The sequence below is a fragment of the Streptomyces sp. CLCI03 genome, from assembly GCF_053615355.1.
This window is the reverse complement of sequence record NZ_CM132132.1, coordinates 5,054,403-5,068,938: the sequence shown is the minus strand read 5'-3', so window position 1 is coordinate 5,068,938 and position 14,536 is coordinate 5,054,403. Positions and strand designations below refer to the sequence as shown.

Below are 14,536 nucleotides of genomic sequence, written 5' to 3'. Positions count from 1 at the left end.
TGCCCACGCCCGCCCCGTACCCCTCAGGGTCATCCGCGCTTGCGGCGCGCCGACACCACGATCAACCCGACCAGGCTCACCGCGACCAGCGCGACGGGCACGATCCGGTCGACGCGCGGAGCCCCGTCGTCGTGCCGCAGACCGTCCCGCAGATCCGTCACGAGCCGGTTCACCGTGGCGAAGGCCCGCCCGGCGGTCTGGTCGACGGTCGAGGCGACCCGTGCCTTCGCGTCCCCGATGATCGTCTTCGGGTGCATGCGCACACCGATCTCGTCGAGCGTCTCGGCGAGCTGCTCACGGCGGCGGACGATGTCCGCCTCGATCTGTGCGGGGGTCCTGGCTTCCGGCACCGCGCTGCCTCCGTCGTCGTGGTCGTGTGGGGCGTAGTCCGCCATGAACAGTCTGTCAGCTTAGTCTCATGGCATACCGATCCCCTCCCGAGGAGAGTGTCACGATGAGCGAGCGACTCCAGCCGGGCGACACCGCCCCCGCCTTCACCCTGCCCGATGCGGACGGCAACGAGGTCTCGCTCGCCGACCACAAGGGCCGCAAGGTGATCGTCTACTTCTACCCGTCCGCGCTGACCCCGGGCTGCACGAAGCAGGCCTGCGACTTCACGGACAACCTGTCCTTCCTGACGGGACACGGCTACGACGTCATCGGCGTGTCCCCGGACAAGCCGGAGAAGCTGGCGAAGTTCCGCGAGAAGGAGGACCTGAAGGTCACCCTGGTCAGCGACCCGGAGAAGGAGACGCTGACGGCGTACGGCGCGTACGGCGAGAAGAAGCTGTACGGCAAGACGGTCACCGGGGTCATCCGCTCGACGGTGGTCGTCGACGAGGAGGGCAAGGTCGAGCACGCCTTCTACAACGTCAAGGCCACGGGCCACGTAGCCAAGATCATCAAAGACCTGGGCCTCTGACCCCCGCCCCACCCCCCGGAGCGGCCCGCACCCATCCGGTGCGGGCCGCTCCGCTTATCGGACGAAACAGCCCGTGACCGTCCGCCTTCCGGTGTCGTTGCTCTGTACGAGGGCCGCACGCGCGGCCGGTCCTAGCGGAGGGGGGCGGGTATGCCGATCAGCCCGTATACGAAGGAACGCCTGGCGGAAGCCGCCGAAGGGGCGCGGACACTGACGGAGGCGCTGCGCCGGCTGGGAGTGGACCCGAACGGCCCGTCGCGTAGGTATCTGCACGACCGCATGCGAAGCCTGGGCGTGGACGTCTCGCACTTCGAGCGGGACGGGGCGAGGTGGACGCGGGAAGTACTGGCGGAGGCCGTTGCCGCGTCGACGAACATGTGCGAGGTACTCAGGCGCCTGGGACTCGACGTGGTGGGCGGCCACCACACCCACATCAGCCGCAGGGTCAAGGCGTTCGGGATAGACACGTCCCATTTCGTGTTGCCCTCACCGGCGGGGCGCCCAAAAGTCCGGCGGACCCCGGAAACGGTGTTAATCAGGCAGGAAGACCCGCAGGCTCGCCGTACGCAGAGCGCCCACCTCAAGCAGGCCCTCACAGCCATCGGAATTCCCGAAGCGTGCCGGCTGTGCGGCGTCGAAGCCGTCTGGCAGGGACGGCCGCTCCCCCTTGAGGTCGACCACATCGACGGCGACTGGCGCAACAACCGACCGGAGAACCTGCGGCTGCTCTGCCCGAATTGCCACTCCGCCACGGACACCTACCGCGGTCGAGCAAAGGGTCGCCGGCGATGACGAACCCAGCGCCTCGGCGCCGGACGTACGCGAGGCGCGTGAAGCCCGAAGCCGCCATCCTCCGCGAGGCCGTTGCCACGTCCCACTCGCTGGCCGAAACCCTGCGGCGGCTGGGCCGAGAGCCCTCGGGAAGCATGAACCAGGCCCTCAGGAGCTGGATCCACGAGGACGGCCTGTCGACCACGCACTTCCTCGGCCAGGCCCACCAGCGTGGCAAACCCGGCACCGTCAGCGTGCGGAAGGCCGCGGACATCCTCGTGAGGCACGACGGTCGGCGCCGAACCCGCTCGCACCTGCTCCTGCGGGCGCTGCGCGAGGTCGGCGTCCCCGAATGCTGCTCGATGTGCGGGACGCCCCCTGTCTGGCGGGGACAGCCGATGACGCTGGAGGTCGACCACATCGACGGCGACTGGAGCAACGACCAGCGCGAGAACCTCCGGCTCCTGTGCCCCAACTGTCACGCGGTCACCAGCACATGGTGCCGCGGTGGAAGACCCCGCAGATCCGGCAGCTAGTCCCCCTATCCAGCCGCCACCAAGTACAGTGGTCTTGGCTTGCGCCCGTACGCCAACGGCTGAGCGGCGATCTTTAGGTGGTCGTGTCTGTCGGTTCGAATCCGATCGGGCGTACCAGCACGAAAGGCCTGTCTTCCCGGGCTCCGGGAAGGCAGGCCTTCGGCGTTTCGGTACGTCCACGGGGCCCGGAGGACGCGGCGGTCAGCCCAGGAGGGCGCGAACGAAGGGGACCAGGGCGCGGAAGGCCTGGCCGCGGTGGGAGATGGCGTTCTTCTCCGCCGGGGTCAGTTCCGCGCACGTGCGGGTGTCGCCCTGCGGCTGGAGGATCGGGTCGTAGCCGAAGCCGCCCGTGCCGGACGGGGTGTGGCGCAGGGTGCCCAGGAGGCGGCCCTCGACGACGCGTTCGGTGCCGTCCGGCAGGGCCAGGGCCGCCGCGCACGCGAAGTGGGCCCCGCGGTTCTCGTCGGCGATGTCGCCGAGCTGGGCAAGCAGCAGGTCCAGGTTGGCCTTGTCGTCGCCGTGGGTGCCGGCCCAGCGGGCCGAGAAGATGCCGGGGGCGCCGTGCAGGACGTCCACGCAGAGGCCGGAGTCGTCGGCGACCGCCGGGAGGCCGGTGGCTTGGGCCAGGGCGTGGGCCTTGAGGAGGGCGTTCTCGGCGAAGGTGACGCCGGTTTCCTTGACGTCCGGGATCTCGGGGTACGCGTCCGCGCCGACCAGCTCGTGCGGCAGGCCGGCGTCGGACAGGATCGCGCGGAGTTCGGAGACTTTGCCCGCGTTGCGGGTGGCCAGGATGAGGCGGCTGGGCGTCGAGGTCATGCCCCCCATTATCCCGGGGGCCGTCCCGGGGGGCGGATCAGCCCGGGGTGCAGACCTTCGACAGCTCGCTCGCCGCGTCCGCGACGGGCTGGATGTCCGGGGCGGTGTTGCCGCTCTCGATCGAGGCGCGGACGTTCTTGACGGCCGTGTTCATGGAGTCGATGGCCTTGCCGAGGTCGGCGTTGTCCGTCTGGTCGCCGATCTTCTTCAGGTTCGTCTCGATCTGGTTGAGCGCGTTCTGTGCGTCCTGGGGGCTGTTGCCCGCCTGGGAGACGGCCTGCTGGAGGTCGTTGGCGCCGTCCGTGATGGCCACGGCGGTGTTCGCGCAGTCCATGGCCGTGGAGATCGCGTCGCAGGCGGACAGGGCCGGGACGGTGAGTACGGCGGCCACGGCTACGGCCGCTATGCGGAGCTTCATGCGGTTCTCCCCCTGAGGGCTTGGACGCTACGAGGACGGGCGCACGGTGGCGAAACCGTGCGCCCGTATCTTCCTGGACGCCGGGCCGGGCCCGGCGGTTGCCGGCTACAGTTCGAGCGCGCCCCGCTGGATGGCTTCGAGGTCGGCGCAGCCGCCGGCGGCGAGGTCGAGGAGGGCGTTGAGTTCCTTGCGGTCGAAGGGCTCGCCTTCGGCGGTGCCCTGGACCTCGACGAAGCGGCCGTCGCCGGTGCAGACCACGTTCATGTCGGTCTCGGCGCGGACGTCCTCCTCGTAGCAGAGGTCGAGGAGCGGGACGCCGTCGACGATGCCGACGCTGACGGCGGCGACGGTGCCGGTGAGGGGCTTGCGGCCGGCCTTGACGAACTTCTTCTTCTGGCCCCAGGCGACGGCGTCGGCGAGGGCGACGTAGGCGCCGGTGATGGCGGCGGTGCGGGTGCCGCCGTCGGCCTGGAGGACGTCGCAGTCCAGGACGATGGTGTTCTCGCCGAGGGCCTTGTAGTCGATGACGGCGCGCAGGGAGCGGCCGATCAGGCGGGAGATCTCGTGGGTGCGGCCGCCGATCTTGCCGCGGACGGATTCGCGGTCGCCGCGGGTGTTGGTGGAGCGGGGCAGCATCGAGTATTCGGAGGTGACCCAGCCTTCGCCGCTGCCCTTGCGCCAGCGCGGGACGCCTTCGGTGAAGGAGGCGGTGCAGAAGACCTTGGTGTCTCCGAAGGAGACGAGGACGGAGCCCTCGGCGTGCTTGCTCCATCCGCGTTCGATGGTGACCGGGCGGAGCTGTTCGGGCGTACGGCCGTCGATGCGAGACATGGCTCCGAGCCTAGTCGGTGCCGGCCCGGGGCTGTGTCGGTGTGCGAAGACCCCGTCCGGGGCTTCCGGGACGGGGTCCGTCGGGCCTGCTCAGGAGGTCCGGATCACATCATGTCTTCGATGTCGGCGGCGATGGGGTCGGCGTCGGTGCCGATGACGACCTGGATCGCGGTGCCCATCTTGACGACGCCGTGGGCGCCGGCGGCCTTGAGCGCGGCTTCGTCGACGAGGTCGGGGTTGATGACCTCGGTGCGCAGGCGGGTGATGCAGCCCTCGACCTCTTCGATGTTCTCGATGCCGCCGAGCCCGGCGACGATCTTCTCAGCCTTGGTGGCCATGTGTTTCTCCCTGAGTGTTTCGAAGAACGGGTCTCGGCGGCCGGTACATGGCTACCCACCTGCACGGTCCGCTTCGTCACGGTAACGCACGGTTGGCCCATCTACGCAGGCACATGACGGGCTTCTGTCGAATGATGACGATCAGCAGCAACCCGCCCACAACTGGTCTACACCAGTGTGCCGTAAGTGTTGCGGCAGCCAAAACGGGCCGGCCAGGGAGGACGCCGATGAGCGTGAGCAGCTCCAAAGCAACGGCACAGCCGAATTGGCGGAACAACCTGTTCCAGGGGCTGCAGAAGATGGGGCGCAGCCTGCAGCTCCCGATCGCGGTGCTGCCGGCGGCGGGCATCCTGCTGCGGCTGGGGCAGCCGGACGTGTTCGGCGCGGACGGGTTGCAGTGGACGGACGTCGCGAAGGTGATGGCGGGTGCGGGTGGGGCGCTGCTCGATCCGGATCTCGGTCTGCCGCTGCTGTTCTGCATCGGGGTCGCCATCGGTATGGCGAAGAAGGCGGACGGTTCGACGGCCCTCGCGGCCACGGCGGGGTTCCTCGTCTACCGGGGGGTGCTGCACGCGTTCCAGAAGGCCTGCCCGGAGGGGACCAAGGACATCGGGGGTGGCTGCCTGGGGCCGAACGACACCTTCGTGGCGTACACGTACCAGAATCCGGGGGTCTTCGGCGGCATCATCATGGGGCTGCTGGCGGCCTATTTCTGGCAGCGGTACCACCGGGTGAAGTTGGTGGACTGGCTGGGCTTCTTCAACGGTCGGCGGTTGGTCCCGATCATCATGTCGTTCGTCGCGATCGCGTTCGCGGCGCTCTGTCTGTGGGTCTGGCCGCCGGTCGGGGACGCGCTGGAGAGTTTCTCCGACTGGTTGCGGGGGCTCGGTGCCTGGGGTGGCGGCATCTTCGGTGTCGCGAACCGCGCGCTGTTGGTGATCGGCCTGCACCAGTTCCTGAACGTGCCGGTCTGGTTCCAGTTCGGGTCGTACACGGCGGCGGACGGGAAGACGTACCACGGTGACATCAACATGTTCCTGCACGGTGATCCGACCGCGGGCCTGTTCCTGACCGGTTTCTTCCCGATCATGATGTTCGCGCTGCCGGCGGCGGCGCTGGCGATCACGCACTGCGCGAAGCCGCAGCGGCGCAAGGAGGTCGGTGGTCTGATGCTGTCGGTGGCTCTGACGTCGTTCGTCACCGGGATCACGGAGCCGTTGGAGTACTCCTTCCTGTTCGTGGCGCCCATGTTGTACGCGGTGCACGCGGTGCTGACGGGTGTGTCCATGGCGGTGTCGTGGGGGTTGGGCGTCAAGGACGGTTTCAGCTTCTCGGCGGGCTTGATCGACTACGTCATCAACTGGAACCTGGCGACGAAGCCCTGGCTGATCGTTCCGATCGGTCTGTGTTTCGCGCTCGTCTATTACGTGGTGTTCCGTTTCGCGATCACGAAGTTCGATCTGGCGACGCCGGGTCGGGAGTCGGACGAGGAGATCGCGGCGATGGAGTCGGAGACGACGAAGGCCTGAGCCGGGCCCGCTCGAACCGGTTCGGGCCGGTTCTCGAAGGGTTACCGTACGGTCCGTCAAGGGCCCCTGGATCACGATCCGGGGGCCCTTCGGCACACCTCGGGACATGTGATCCAGGCCACAGGAAATCGAAGGTTCCTTATCTAACCCTCACCGTGTTACAACTGGTCTACACCATGAATTGGTGTAGACCACGACCGCTTCCCCCGGCGGCGTGTCCCCCTTTCTGAGACGTCGCCGTCCCTCGTGGTTGCACCCCTTGGCGGCGCCTTGCTCCCCCCGGAGGAAGTTATGAGTACGGCTACTGACGCCGCTGCGCCGCCCGCCAAGAAGCGGGGATCCGGCCTGATCCAGGGCCTGCAGAAGGTCGGCCGCAGCCTCCAGCTGCCCATCGCCGTCCTGCCCGCCGCCGGCATCCTGCTGCGTCTCGGTCAGCCCGACGTCTTCGGCGCGGACGGTCTCGGCTGGGGCAAGGTCGCCACGGTGTTCGCCACCGCCGGTGACGCGGTCTTCAGCAACCTGCCGCTGCTGTTCTGCATCGGTGTCGCCATCGGCTTCGCCAAGAAGGCGGACGGCTCCACGGCGCTCGCCGCGCTCGTCGGGTTCCTGGTCTACAAGAACGTCCTCACCGCCTTCCCGGTGACCGAGGTCGTCATCAACACCACCGAGAACAAGGGTGTCGACGTCGCCGCGACGTACAACAACCCCGGCGTCCTCGGCGGCATCATCATGGGTCTGCTCGCCGCGGTCCTGTGGCAGCGCTACCACCGCACCAAGCTGGTGGACTGGCTCGGCTTCTTCAACGGCCGCCGCCTCGTCCCGATCATCATGGCCTTCGTCGGCGTCATCGCCGGTGTGTTCTTCGGCCTGGTGTGGGAGCCGATCGGCGAGGTCATCTCCAACTTCGGTGAGTGGATGACCGGTCTGGGCGCCGCGGGCGCCGGCATCTTCGGTGTCATCAACCGCGCGCTGATCCCGATCGGCATGCACCAGTTCGTCAACACCGTCGCCTGGTTCCAGATCGGTGACTTCACCAACGCCGCCGGCGAGGTCGTCCACGGTGACCTGAACCGCTTCTTCGCCGGTGACCCGGAGGCCGGTCTGTTCATGACGGGCTTCTTCCCGATCATGATGTTCGGCCTGCCGGCCGCCGCCCTGGCCATCGCCCACACCGCTCGCCCGGAGCGCCGCAACGCCGTCACCGGCATGATGGTCTCGCTCGCCCTCACCTCGTTCGTCACGGGTGTCACCGAGCCCATCGAGTTCTCGTTCATGTTCATCGCGCCGGTGCTGTACGCGATCCACGCCGTCCTGACCGCCCTCTCCATGGCGATCACCTGGGCGCTCGGGGTCCACGCGGGCTTCACCTTCTCCGCGGGTCTGATCGACCTCGGCCTCGGGTGGAGCAAGGCGACCAACCCATGGATGATCATCCCGATCGGTCTGGTCTTCGGAGCGATCTACTACTTCGGGTTCCGTTTCGCGATCGTCAAGTTCAACCTCCCGACGCCGGGCCGCGAGTCCGACGAGGAGCTGGCCGAGATGGCCAAGGCCGACGCCAAGTAGGCGGTCCCGTAGGCACGAAGGAGCCCCCGCTCTCCCTTCCGGGAGGGCGGGGGCTCCTTCGTGCGTCGTGGCCGGGGTCAGACCTCGTAGACCGCGCCCGAGTACGCCAGGTCGACCGGGCCGTCGTAGACCGCGCGGGCGTCGGCGAGGTTCTGCTCGGGGTCGGTCCACGGCGGGATGTGGGTGAGGACGAGTCGGCCCACGCGACCGCCGGCCGCGTACTCGCCCGCCTCACGGCCGTTCAGGTGCAGACCCGGGATGTCCTCCTTGCCGTGCGTGAAGGAGGACTCGCACAGGAAGAGGTCGGTGCCGTCGGCGAGCAGACCCAGCTCGGGGCAGGTACCGGTGTCCCCGGAGTACGTGATCGAGCGGCCGCCGTGCTCGACGCGGATGCCGTACGCCTCGACCGGGTGGGAGACCCGCTCGGTGCGGACATGCAGCGGGCCGATCTCGAAGGTCCCGGACTTCAGCGTGCGGAAGTCGAAGACCTCGCTCATCGAGCGCTCGTCGGGGACGTCGTCGTAGGCGGTGGTCAGCCGGCGCTCGGTGCCCTCGGGCCCGTAGACGGGGATGGTGCCGCAGCGGCCGCCCTCGTGCCGGTAGTAGCGGGCGACGAAGTACGCGCACATGTCGATGCAGTGGTCGGCGTGCAGGTGGCTCAGGAAGATCGCGTCGAGGTCGTAGAGGCCGATGTGGCGCTGCAGCTCGCCGAGGGCGCCGTTGCCCATGTCGAGGAGCAGCCGGAAGCCGTCGGCCTCGACGAGGTAGCTCGAACAGGCCGATTCCGCGGACGGGAACGACCCCGAACAGCCGACGACGGTGAGCTTCATGGAGCGTGAACCTCCGAGGACGGTCCGTGGACGGAATGCGGGCCGTGCGTGCGTCGAGCGTAAGGCGCGAAACGTCCGGTCGCTCCTCCGCGGCAGGCCGTTGTGGGGGGAATCACCTGCGCTGTCACCCGGGGGAGCGACGGTGGGCACGGGCGTTGCCATGCCGGGGCGTTCCCGCGCGGTTACGGTCGAAGCATGGACACGTCCTGGTGGCCCGCGGTGGCCGCGGTGGTGGCCGTGGCGCTGCTGGTGCTGGTCGCCGGGGGCCGCTCCGGGCTGCCCCGCCGGGCGCCGCCGGCGCACGGGTCCGGTCCGCCGCCGCAGCCGCGGGCGGGCGAGCTGTGGTCCCTGGCCGACGGTCGTACGTGCCTGGTCCTGGCGGTGGGGTCGGTACGGGGCCACCGGGCGCGGGTCGCGTGGATCACCGGGAAGTACGACGATCGGCGGGCCGGGGTGATCCCGCTGCCCCCGGGGACGGTGGGCGGGCAGGGCCGGGCGAGCTTCCTGGAGGCGGACCGGCCGGCGGAGGTGTCGCTGTGGGAGTTCCGGAGCCGGTTGGGGATGCTGGACCCCGCGGTGTGGGACGAGATCAAGGGTCTGGGAGGCGCGCGGTGAAGCGGGAACCGGCGACCCGTCTGCGGCGGGTGTACGACCCGCCGGAGCCGGGGGCGGACGGGGTGCGGATCCTCGTGGACCGGCTCTGGCCGCGCGGCCTGGCGAAGGCGGTGGCCGGGGTCCGGGGGCACCTCCCAGCGGTAGCTGGGGGAGAGTGGCCGAAGGCGGTGACGCCGTCGACGGAGCTGCGGAAGTGGTTCCACGACGGGGGGTCGGCGCAGGAGTTCCGGGAGCGGTACGAGGCGGAGCTGGCGGAGCCGGGGGCGGTGGCGGAGCTGGATCGCCTCCGCGGGCTCGCCGAGGCGGGGCCGATCACGCTGCTGACCGCGGTCAAGGACCCGGCGTCCAGCCACGCGGCGGTGCTCGCGGAGCTGCTGTCCGGCTGACGGTGCCGGTACCGCTGCGCGGAGCCGGTCCCCGCCCCGCCCTTTCGCCGTTTCCCGGGCTCTGCCCGGACCCGCGCCTCGAACGCCGGCGAGGCTGAAAGATCAGCCCCGCCGGCGTTCGAGGCGCGCGGGGGCAGGGCTACGCCCAGAGTTGGCCCTGGAGGACTTCGATGGCCTCTTCCGTCGTCGCCGCGGTGTAGACGCCCGTCGAGAGGTACTTCCAGCCGCCGTCGGCCACGACGAAGACGATGTCCGCCGATTCGCCCGCGGCCACCGCCTTGCGGCCGACGCCGATCGCCGCGTGCAGGGCGGCTCCGGTGGAGACGCCCGCGAAGATGCCCTCCTGCTGCAGCAGCTCCCGGGTCCGCGTCACCGCGTCCGCCGAGCCCACCGAGAAGCGGGTGGTGAGCACGGAGGCGTCGTAGAGCTCCGGGACGAAGCCCTCGTCCAGGTTGCGCAGCCCGTAGACGAGGTCGTCGTAGCGCGGTTCGGCCGCGACGATCTTGATGCCCGGGACGTGTTCGCGCAGGTAGCGGCCGACGCCCATGAGGGTGCCGGTGGTGCCCAGGCCCGCCACGAAGTGGGTGATGGAGGGGAGGTCCGTGAGGATCTCCGGGCCCGTGGTGGCGTAGTGGGCGCCCGCGTTGTCCGGGTTGCCGTACTGGTAGAGCATCACCCAGTCGGGGTGCTCGGCGGCGAGTTCCTTGGCCACCCGGACCGCGGTGTTCGAGCCGCCGGCGGCCGGCGACGAGATGATCTCGGCTCCCCACATGGCCAGCAGGTCGCGCCGCTCCTGGCTGGTGTTCTCCGGCATCACGCACACGATGCGGTAGCCCTTGAGCTTGGCCGCCATCGCCAGCGAGATGCCGGTGTTGCCGGAGGTGGGCTCCAGGATGGTGCAGCCGGGGCGGAGCCTGCCGTCCTTCTCGGCCTGCTCGACCATGTGGAGCGCGGGGCGGTCCTTGATCGAGCCGGTCGGGTTGCGGTCCTCCAGCTTCGCCCAGATGCGGACGTCGTCCGAGGGCGACAGCCGGGGCAGCCGGACGAGCGGCGTGTTGCCGACCGCGGCCAGCGGGGAGTCGTAGCGCATTACTTCGATCCGCCGGCCACGGCCGGGAGGATGGTGACGTTGTCGCCGTCCTTGAGGGCGGTGGAGATGCCGTCGAGGAAGCGGACGTCCTCGTCGTTGAGGTAGACGTTGACGAAGCGGCGCAGCTGGCCGCCGGCCGCCTGGTCGATGAGTCGCTCTTCAATGCCCTTGTGACGGGTCTCCAGGTCCGCGAAGAGGTCGGCGAGCGTGGCACCTTCCCCGGACACGACCTTCTCGCCGTCGGTGTAGGTGCGGAGGATGGTGGGGATGCGGACCTCGATGGCCATGCTGGGCTCCAGTCGTCAGGGCGTGGCAGGTGTGCGTGAGAAAGGGGCGCGCGGTCGTGCAGCCCCCGCGCGAGGGCTCTGGTGCTCAGGCAGCAGGACAGATGGCGCTGGCGAGGCGGCACAGGTCGACGTGCAGCCGCGCCACGAGCAGCAGCCTGCCGGGCGTCTCGATGCTCACGTCGTGGGAAACCATGCGGTCATGTTAACGATTCCCGGTCCCCCGTTTGGAGTGTGATCCCGCATCATGGACGCCCACCGCTCACATACTGGTCAGTAGGCGTCGACGACCTGCACTTCTTCCTCGGTGATCACCCCGTCGACGATCCGGTACGAGCGGAACTGGAACTCCCCGAGGCCGTCCTTGTCCGCCGTGGAGACGAGCACGTAGTGCGCGTGGGGCTCGTTCGCGTAGGTGACGTCCGTGCGCGAGGGGTACGCCTCGGTCGCGGTGTGGGAGTGGTAGACGATCACCGGCTCCTCGTCGCGGTCGTCCAGATCGCGGTAGAGCTTCAGCAGATCCTTCGAGTCGAACTCGTAGAACGTGGGCGAGCGGGCCGCGTTGAGCATCGGGACGAACCGCTCGGGGCGGTCGGTGCCCGCCGGGCCGGCCACGACACCGCACGCCTCGTCGGGGTGGTCCTGGCGGGCGTGCTCGACGATCCGGTCGTACAGGTCCTGGGTGAGGGTCAGCATGAGCGACAGGATAAGCAGACGGGCCCCCGCGTACCGAGGAGTGGTACGCAGGGGCCCGCATGGTGGACACGCCGCCCTGGGGACAACGTCGTGGGAGCGCGGCTCCCGGCCGCGGCAGGCGGCCGGGACGCGCGGCGTCCCGGTGCTACGAGGCCTTGGTGAAGGCCGCGCCGCGCGGGTCGCGGGACTTCATGACCAGGTAGGAGACACCCAGGATCAGACCCCACAGCGGGGCGCAGTACAGCGAGACGCGGGAGTCCTTGTCGGCGCCCATCATGACGATGACCATGCCGATGAAGAGCAGCGCGAACCAGCTCGTGTACGGGGCGCCGGGGGCACGGAACGCGGACTGCGGGAGCTCGCCGCGGTCGGCCTTGGCCCGGTAGCGGATCTGGCAGACCAGGATCATGATCCAGGCCCACATGCCGGAGATGGTGGCGAAGGAGACGACGTAGTCGAAGGCCTTGCCCGGGGCGACGTAGTTGATCCAGACGCCCACCAGCATCAGCGCGGCGGAGAAGGTGGTGCCGATGAGCGGGGTGCCGCTCTTGGTGAGCTTGGTGAAGACCTTCGGGCCCTGGCCGTTGATGGCGAGGTCGCGCAGCATGCGGCCGGTGGAGTACATGCCCGAGTTGCAGGAGGACAGGGCGGCGGTCAGGACGACGAAGTTGACGATCGCGGCGCCGATGCCGAGGCCCATGCGCTCGAAGGCGGCGACGAAGGGCGAGACGCCCGGCTGGAAGTGCGTCCACGGGACGACCGACAGGATCATGATCAGCGCGCCGACGTAGAAGACGGCGATGCGCCACGGCACGGTGTTGATGGCCTTGGGGAGGGTCTTCTCGGGGTCCTTGGACTCGCCGGCGGTGACGCCGACCAGCTCGACCGCGAGGAAGGCGAACATCACGATCTGCAGGGTCATCAGCGTGCCGCCGATGCCCTTGGGGAAGAAGCCGCCGTCGTTCCAGAGGTTGGAGACGGTGGCGGTGTCGGCCGCGTCGGAGAAGCCGATGGTGAGGATGCCGGCGCAGATCAGGATCATGCCGACGATGGCGGTGACCTTGACCATGGAGAACCAGAACTCCAGCTCACCGAAGAGCTTCACGGAGATCAGGTTGGCGGCGTAGAGGATGACCGTGAAGATCAGCGCGTAGGCCCACTGCGGGAAGCTGTCGTGGGTCCAGTACGACATGTACTGCGCGGCCGCGGTGACCTCGGTGATGCCGGTGACCACCCAGAACAGCCAGTACGTCCAACCGGTGACGTATCCCCAGAACGGGCCCAGGAACTCGCGGGCGTAGTCCGAGAAGGAGCCGGAGACGGGGCGGTACATGAGCAGCTCGCCCAGGGCCCGCATGATGAAGAAGATGACCAGGCCCGCGATGGCGTACGCCAGGATCAGGCTGGGGCCGGCCTTGGAGATGGCCTTGCCCGCTCCGAGGAACAGGCCGGTGCCGATGGCCCCGCCGATCGCGATCATCTGGATCTGACGGGCGCCGAGCGTGCGGTGGTACCCCTCGCCGCCTTCGCCCGGGCCGCCCTCGCCGGGCGTCTTGTCGTGCTGCTCGACCTGCACAGAGGTCATGTCTGGTGCGCCTTTCTCCACGCCGACCCGCGCCTTCGTTGGCTGCGGATCGGGTCCTCGATCCCCCCGGATACGGATGGAGTTGCACGCCGGCGATCAGCCGGGCCAAGCCAGCCGGGGGACATGGGTGGCGTCCCTTCGGCAGTCGTGAAGATTTATCACGGCCTTACGGCTGCCCGAGGGGGAGAAATGTGGCGCAGGGCATCAAAAATTCACCCCAAAGACCCAGAAATGGATCAGATCACCGCATGGCGGTGATCTGATCGTTATCCGGATTTGAGCGTCCGCTGAGCGAACAGTGTTCCCTCTTGAGGATTCTCAGAGGGTTTCGATCAAGGTTTCCTGGAGGCCGCCGAGCCAGAGGTAGGCCATCACCATGGGCTTGCGCGGGTCCTCGTCCGGCAGCCGGAACAGCACCGCGCTCTCGTCGTCCTCGGTGATGTCGAGCCGGGCCGCGATGGTCAGGCGCAGGTCGTTGAGCGCGCCGAGCCAGCGCAGCGGCAGCTCGCCGGACAGCTCCAGCACCGCCGCCCCGTCGCCGGCCGGGGTCAGCCCGTCCAGGCTGCGTACGACGGCCAGCGCGTCCTCGCGCTTGCGGGCGCGCAGGTCGTTCTCGGTGAAGCGGCGGAACTCCGCGGAGCGGGCCACCAGCTCCTCGGGGTCCACCCCCTTGTCGCCGGCCCCGTCGGGGGCCCCGTAGGCGTCGGGGAAGAGCCGGGCCAGCGCCGGGTCGGACGGGGGCTCGGAGGGACCCTCCGCGAACAGCGCGGCGAGCGGGTCGGCGTCCTCGGCGGGCTCCGGCTCACCGGGGCCGATCAGCTCCAGCATCTGGACGGCCAGGGAGCGCAGGATCGAGATCTCGATCTCGTCGAGCGCGATGGCGGCGCCGCCGCCCTTGAGGGACTCGAAGGTGCCGCCCATCAGTTGCGGTCCTGCGAGAGGGTCGCCCACAGGCCGTAGCCGTGCATGGCCTGCACGTCGCGCTCCATTTCCTCGCGGGTGCCGCTCGACACGACCGCCCGCCCCTTGTGATGGACGTCGAGCATCAACTTGTGTGCCACGTCCTTCGAGTAGCCGAAGTACGCCTGGAACACGTACGCCACGTAGCTCATGAGGTTGACCGGGTCGTTGTGCACCAGGGTCACCCAGGGGACGTCGGGTTCGGGGACCGCGAAGGTCTCTTCGGCGGATTCGGTGCGTTCGATCTCAACAGGAGCAACACTCACTCGTCCCATGCTGCCATCTCGACTGCGCCGCCGCCCAAACCGAGGCCGGACAGCCCCTGCGACCGACCGCTCCCGTGCCCCCCTGACGGCCCGGGCC

Annotated in this window: 19 protein-coding genes, 1 tRNA gene and 1 pseudogene; 8 read left to right on the top strand and 13 right to left on the bottom strand. The window is 69.1% G+C overall.

What is annotated here, in order from left to right; translation table 11 throughout:
* Positions 1 to 29: 29 nt before the first annotated feature.
* Positions 30 to 350 (bottom strand): DUF3618 domain-containing protein, encoded by a 321-nt coding sequence (locus tag ACWG52_RS23395; RefSeq protein ID WP_208869448.1) that lies wholly within the window; start codon positions 348 to 350, stop codon positions 30 to 32.
* Between the two features lie 104 nt (positions 351 to 454).
* Between ACWG52_RS23395 and bcp the strand changes: the two genes are divergently transcribed.
* The 4 genes from bcp (at position 455) to ACWG52_RS23375 (ending at position 2,346) form a co-directional block, all read left to right on the top strand.
* Positions 455 to 922, top strand: a complete 468-nt coding sequence (gene bcp, locus ACWG52_RS23390) for a thioredoxin-dependent thiol peroxidase (protein WP_030009033.1) — start codon at positions 455 to 457, stop codon at positions 920 to 922.
* A 150-nt stretch (positions 923 to 1,072) separates the two neighbouring features.
* Positions 1,073 to 1,714: an HNH endonuclease gene (locus tag ACWG52_RS23385; protein WP_390169495.1), complete on the top strand. Its 642-nt coding sequence runs from the start codon at positions 1,073 to 1,075 to the stop codon at positions 1,712 to 1,714.
* 38 nt (positions 1,715 to 1,752) lie between these two features.
* Positions 1,753 to 2,229, top strand: a complete 477-nt coding sequence (locus ACWG52_RS23380; RefSeq protein WP_390169497.1) for an HNH endonuclease signature motif containing protein — start codon at positions 1,753 to 1,755, stop codon at positions 2,227 to 2,229.
* A gap of 41 nt (positions 2,230 to 2,270) precedes the next feature.
* Positions 2,271 to 2,346: transfer RNA gene (locus ACWG52_RS23375), tRNA-Leu, on the top strand.
* Positions 2,347 to 2,430: 84 nt separating this feature from the next.
* Here ACWG52_RS23375 and rdgB read toward each other — a convergent pair.
* The 4 genes and pseudogenes from rdgB to ACWG52_RS23355 form a co-directional block, all read right to left on the bottom strand.
* A complete protein-coding gene (rdgB, locus tag ACWG52_RS23370; protein WP_375945171.1) occupies positions 2,431 to 3,045 on the bottom strand; it encodes an RdgB/HAM1 family non-canonical purine NTP pyrophosphatase in 615 nt (204 codons plus the stop codon).
* A 37-nt stretch (positions 3,046 to 3,082) separates the two neighbouring features.
* The gene (locus ACWG52_RS23365) at positions 3,083 to 3,463 is read right to left on the bottom strand and encodes a hypothetical protein (protein WP_389816297.1); all 381 of its coding nucleotides are present in this window, start codon (positions 3,461 to 3,463) and stop codon (positions 3,083 to 3,085) included.
* A gap of 105 nt (positions 3,464 to 3,568) precedes the next feature.
* Positions 3,569 to 4,294 carry a ribonuclease PH gene (rph, locus tag ACWG52_RS23360; protein ID WP_030724328.1) on the bottom strand — a complete coding sequence of 242 codons (726 nt, stop codon included), beginning with the start codon at positions 4,292 to 4,294 and terminating at the stop codon, positions 3,569 to 3,571.
* 104 nt (positions 4,295 to 4,398) lie between these two features.
* A pseudogene (locus ACWG52_RS23355) lies at positions 4,399 to 4,641 on the bottom strand (glucose PTS transporter subunit EIIB); the annotation flags it as partial.
* A gap of 218 nt (positions 4,642 to 4,859) precedes the next feature.
* Here ACWG52_RS23355 and ACWG52_RS23350 point away from each other — a divergent pair.
* Positions 4,860 to 6,161: a PTS transporter subunit EIIC gene (locus tag ACWG52_RS23350; protein WP_389816325.1), complete on the top strand. Its 1,302-nt coding sequence runs from the start codon at positions 4,860 to 4,862 to the stop codon at positions 6,159 to 6,161.
* 291 nt (positions 6,162 to 6,452) lie between these two features.
* Positions 6,453 to 7,727: a PTS transporter subunit EIIC gene (locus ACWG52_RS23345; protein WP_389816293.1), complete on the top strand. Its 1,275-nt coding sequence runs from the start codon at positions 6,453 to 6,455 to the stop codon at positions 7,725 to 7,727.
* 77 nt (positions 7,728 to 7,804) lie between these two features.
* Here ACWG52_RS23345 and ACWG52_RS23340 read toward each other — a convergent pair whose 3' ends face one another.
* Positions 7,805 to 8,557 (bottom strand): MBL fold metallo-hydrolase, encoded by a 753-nt coding sequence (locus tag ACWG52_RS23340; RefSeq protein ID WP_389816291.1) that lies wholly within the window; start codon positions 8,555 to 8,557, stop codon positions 7,805 to 7,807.
* A 195-nt stretch (positions 8,558 to 8,752) separates the two neighbouring features.
* On the opposite strand from ACWG52_RS23340, the gene ACWG52_RS23335 reads away from it, so the two are divergent.
* On the top strand, positions 8,753 to 9,172 hold the full coding sequence (locus ACWG52_RS23335) for a hypothetical protein (RefSeq protein WP_389816288.1): 420 nt from the start codon (positions 8,753 to 8,755) through the stop codon (positions 9,170 to 9,172).
* Positions 9,169 to 9,558, top strand: a complete 390-nt coding sequence (locus tag ACWG52_RS23330; RefSeq protein ID WP_389816285.1) for a DUF488 domain-containing protein — start codon at positions 9,169 to 9,171, stop codon at positions 9,556 to 9,558. The genes ACWG52_RS23335 and ACWG52_RS23330 overlap by 4 nt, the downstream gene beginning before the upstream one ends.
* A 139-nt stretch (positions 9,559 to 9,697) precedes the next feature.
* Here the strand turns inward: ACWG52_RS23330 and ACWG52_RS23325 are convergent, their stop codons facing one another.
* From ACWG52_RS23325 to clpS, 7 genes are all read right to left on the bottom strand, one after another.
* The gene (locus ACWG52_RS23325; protein ID WP_389816283.1) at positions 9,698 to 10,648 is read right to left on the bottom strand and encodes a PLP-dependent cysteine synthase family protein; all 951 of its coding nucleotides are present in this window, start codon (positions 10,646 to 10,648) and stop codon (positions 9,698 to 9,700) included.
* On the bottom strand, positions 10,648 to 10,935 hold the full coding sequence (locus tag ACWG52_RS23320) for a MoaD/ThiS family protein (RefSeq protein ID WP_389816280.1): 288 nt from the start codon (positions 10,933 to 10,935) through the stop codon (positions 10,648 to 10,650). Before ACWG52_RS23320 ends, ACWG52_RS23325 begins: the two co-directional genes overlap by 1 nt.
* Positions 10,936 to 11,020: 85 nt before the next feature.
* Positions 11,021 to 11,128, bottom strand: coding sequence for a putative leader peptide (locus ACWG52_RS23315; RefSeq protein WP_311736929.1), 108 nt, complete (start codon positions 11,126 to 11,128; stop codon positions 11,021 to 11,023).
* Positions 11,129 to 11,205: 77 nt separating this feature from the next.
* Complete coding sequence (locus ACWG52_RS23310) at positions 11,206 to 11,628, bottom strand: M67 family metallopeptidase (protein WP_266357140.1); 423 nt, start codon at positions 11,626 to 11,628, stop codon at positions 11,206 to 11,208.
* 145 nt (positions 11,629 to 11,773) lie between these two features.
* The gene (locus tag ACWG52_RS23305) at positions 11,774 to 13,213 is read right to left on the bottom strand and encodes an amino acid permease (RefSeq protein ID WP_389816278.1); all 1,440 of its coding nucleotides are present in this window, start codon (positions 13,211 to 13,213) and stop codon (positions 11,774 to 11,776) included.
* 318 nt (positions 13,214 to 13,531) lie between these two features.
* The gene (locus ACWG52_RS23300; RefSeq protein ID WP_389816275.1) at positions 13,532 to 14,134 is read right to left on the bottom strand and encodes a DUF2017 domain-containing protein; all 603 of its coding nucleotides are present in this window, start codon (positions 14,132 to 14,134) and stop codon (positions 13,532 to 13,534) included.
* Complete coding sequence (gene clpS / locus ACWG52_RS23295; RefSeq protein WP_030010601.1) at positions 14,134 to 14,448, bottom strand: ATP-dependent Clp protease adapter ClpS; 315 nt, start codon at positions 14,446 to 14,448, stop codon at positions 14,134 to 14,136. Before clpS ends, ACWG52_RS23300 begins: the two co-directional genes overlap by 1 nt.
* Positions 14,449 to 14,536: the final 88 nt, after the last annotated feature.

Excerpts from the sequence above, each read along its gene's own strand:
- ACWG52_RS23350 (WP_389816325.1), top strand. The coding sequence starts at position 4,860 with ATGAGCGTGAGCAGCTCCAAAGCAACGGCACAGCCGAATTGGCGGAAC.
- ACWG52_RS23345 (WP_389816293.1), top strand. The coding sequence starts at position 6,453 with ATGAGTACGGCTACTGACGCCGCTGCGCCGCCCGCCAAGAAGCGGGGA.
- bcp (WP_030009033.1), top strand. The coding sequence starts at position 455 with ATGAGCGAGCGACTCCAGCCGGGCGACACCGCCCCCGCCTTCACCCTG.
- ACWG52_RS23365 (WP_389816297.1), bottom strand. The coding sequence starts at position 3,463 with ATGAAGCTCCGCATAGCGGCCGTAGCCGTGGCCGCCGTACTCACCGTC.
- ACWG52_RS23305 (WP_389816278.1), bottom strand. The coding sequence starts at position 13,213 with ATGACCTCTGTGCAGGTCGAGCAGCACGACAAGACGCCCGGCGAGGGC.
- ACWG52_RS23385 (WP_390169495.1), top strand. The coding sequence starts at position 1,073 with ATGCCGATCAGCCCGTATACGAAGGAACGCCTGGCGGAAGCCGCCGAA.
- ACWG52_RS23320 (WP_389816280.1), bottom strand. The coding sequence starts at position 10,935 with ATGGCCATCGAGGTCCGCATCCCCACCATCCTCCGCACCTACACCGAC.
- clpS (WP_030010601.1), bottom strand. The coding sequence starts at position 14,448 with ATGGGACGAGTGAGTGTTGCTCCTGTTGAGATCGAACGCACCGAATCC.
- ACWG52_RS23300 (WP_389816275.1), bottom strand. The coding sequence starts at position 14,134 with ATGGGCGGCACCTTCGAGTCCCTCAAGGGCGGCGGCGCCGCCATCGCG.
- ACWG52_RS23340 (WP_389816291.1), bottom strand. The coding sequence starts at position 8,557 with ATGAAGCTCACCGTCGTCGGCTGTTCGGGGTCGTTCCCGTCCGCGGAA.
- rdgB (WP_375945171.1), bottom strand. The coding sequence starts at position 3,045 with ATGACCTCGACGCCCAGCCGCCTCATCCTGGCCACCCGCAACGCGGGC.
- ACWG52_RS23310 (WP_266357140.1), bottom strand. The coding sequence starts at position 11,628 with ATGCTGACCCTCACCCAGGACCTGTACGACCGGATCGTCGAGCACGCC.
- rph (WP_030724328.1), bottom strand. The coding sequence starts at position 4,294 with ATGTCTCGCATCGACGGCCGTACGCCCGAACAGCTCCGCCCGGTCACC.
- ACWG52_RS23335 (WP_389816288.1), top strand. The coding sequence starts at position 8,753 with ATGGACACGTCCTGGTGGCCCGCGGTGGCCGCGGTGGTGGCCGTGGCG.
- ACWG52_RS23325 (WP_389816283.1), bottom strand. The coding sequence starts at position 10,648 with ATGCGCTACGACTCCCCGCTGGCCGCGGTCGGCAACACGCCGCTCGTC.
- ACWG52_RS23315 (WP_311736929.1), bottom strand. The coding sequence starts at position 11,128 with ATGGTTTCCCACGACGTGAGCATCGAGACGCCCGGCAGGCTGCTGCTC.